General features: G+C 34.1%; 2 protein-coding genes and 1 pseudogene. 2 read left to right on the forward strand and 1 reads right to left on the reverse strand.

Annotation, left to right across the window (positions count from 1 at the left end; translation table 11 throughout):
* Window positions 1-37 precede the first annotated feature (37 nt).
* Complete coding sequence (locus LMU01S_RS09975; RefSeq protein WP_056960059.1) at window positions 38-427, reverse strand: nuclear transport factor 2 family protein; 390 nt, start codon at window positions 425-427, stop codon at window positions 38-40.
* Window positions 428-586: 159 nt separating this feature from the next.
* Here LMU01S_RS09975 and LMU01S_RS09980 point away from each other — a divergent pair, with 159 nt between their 5' ends.
* Both LMU01S_RS09980 and LMU01S_RS10375 read left to right on the forward strand, forming a co-directional pair.
* The gene (locus tag LMU01S_RS09980) at window positions 587-931 is read left to right on the forward strand and encodes a winged helix-turn-helix transcriptional regulator (RefSeq protein ID WP_004050430.1); all 345 of its coding nucleotides are present in this window, start codon (window positions 587-589) and stop codon (window positions 929-931) included.
* 231 nt (window positions 932-1,162) lie between these two features.
* Window positions 1,163-1,397, forward strand: a pseudogene (locus LMU01S_RS10375) (transposase domain-containing protein); the annotation flags it as partial.

The following is a 1,397-nucleotide window of genomic DNA, read 5'->3' on the forward strand; positions in this document are numbered from 1 at the left end:
TATTTTAAAGACTTATATCACAGCCTCTTTAGTCTTATTATTTATCCCAGTAAATATCTTCTTTAGCTTGATCGCTTGAAAATAGCCAAACTTCAACGATCTTACCATCCTTGATCTTGAAAAGGTCGATCCCATTCATATCAAGATCATCACCATTTTCACGTTCAGCTTTAAAAGTAACATTGGCTGCTACCAGATCATCATTATCAGAGACCCAGTTGGTCAAAACTCTAAACGTACCATTTGTTGAAGCTCCAAATTTTGCTAAATGAGCTCCTAAAACTTCTTTGCCCACGATCTTGCCTGATAATTTATTTTTGCCTGGTTGATGCCAAACGATATCATCTGCCATCGTTTTAAAAACTGCTTCAAAATCCCCTGCTATCAAAGCTTCGTTGTAAGCGTTAAACACATCTAGATTACTCATATGTTATCCTCCAAAATATTTCTTTTTTGAAAACGTTCTACTATTTTAATATAATAAAATCAGTAAATAATTTAAAGTACTATATTTAAGTGAAGCTACTAACTTTTTCGCTAGTATTCACTATCAACAACAAAAAGAAAGGAGAAAAAATTATCTAATATGTCTAATGAACGCGATCCTTTATTTATGATATGTCCTTTCACGACTACAAGTCGAGTTGTTTCTGGAAAATGGGCCGTTTTAGTTTTATTCTTTTTAAAAGATGGACCTAAACGTTTCGGACAGCTAAAAAAATTACTCCCCGATATTGCCGAAACCACGCTCACCAAACAATTACGGCAATTAGAAAAAGATAAATTGATAAAACGTCAAGTCTATCCAGAGGTCCCCCCACGAGTCGAATATTACTTGAGCCCACAAGGAGAGGCTTTCAAAAAAGTCCTCGACAGCATCGAAGAATGGGGCACAAATTATATCAAATATCTCCAACAAACAGATAATTAAGCAGCGTTTTTAATAAGCACGCTGCTTTTTTTCTATCATGATGGTTTGTCTGAAGCGATCATTACCATATTATGTTAAGATAGCCCCCAAATTTAATCATTTTCAAAAGTCCCGTCTTTTAAAATAATAGTACCCAATGTATACGTATATACCAACTGGTTCTGTTGCAAAGTTTTAAATCTACTATCAAATAAGGTAGAATAATAGAAAAAGATAGCAGGAGGAATGACGATGAATCATTTTAAAGGAAAGCAATTCAGCAGGATGTGATTATTGTAGCCGTGGGCTACTATCTTCGTTATAACCTTAGCTATCGTGAAGTTCAAAAAATCTTATATGATCGTAGCATTAACGTTTCTCATACGACGATTTATCGTTGGGTGCAAGAATATGGCAAACTACTCTATCAAATTTGGAAAAAGAAAAATAAAAAATCCTTTTATCCATGGAAAATGGATGAAACGTA

Source organism: Ligilactobacillus murinus DSM 20452 = NBRC 14221 (assembly GCF_001591685.1).
In the GTDB taxonomy this organism is placed as follows: Bacteria; Bacillota; Bacilli; order Lactobacillales; family Lactobacillaceae; genus Ligilactobacillus; species Ligilactobacillus murinus.

Excerpts from the sequence above, each read along its gene's own strand:
- LMU01S_RS09975 (WP_056960059.1), bottom strand. The coding sequence starts at position 427 with ATGAGTAATCTAGATGTGTTTAACGCTTACAACGAAGCTTTGATAGCA.
- LMU01S_RS09980 (WP_004050430.1), top strand. The coding sequence starts at position 587 with ATGTCTAATGAACGCGATCCTTTATTTATGATATGTCCTTTCACGACT.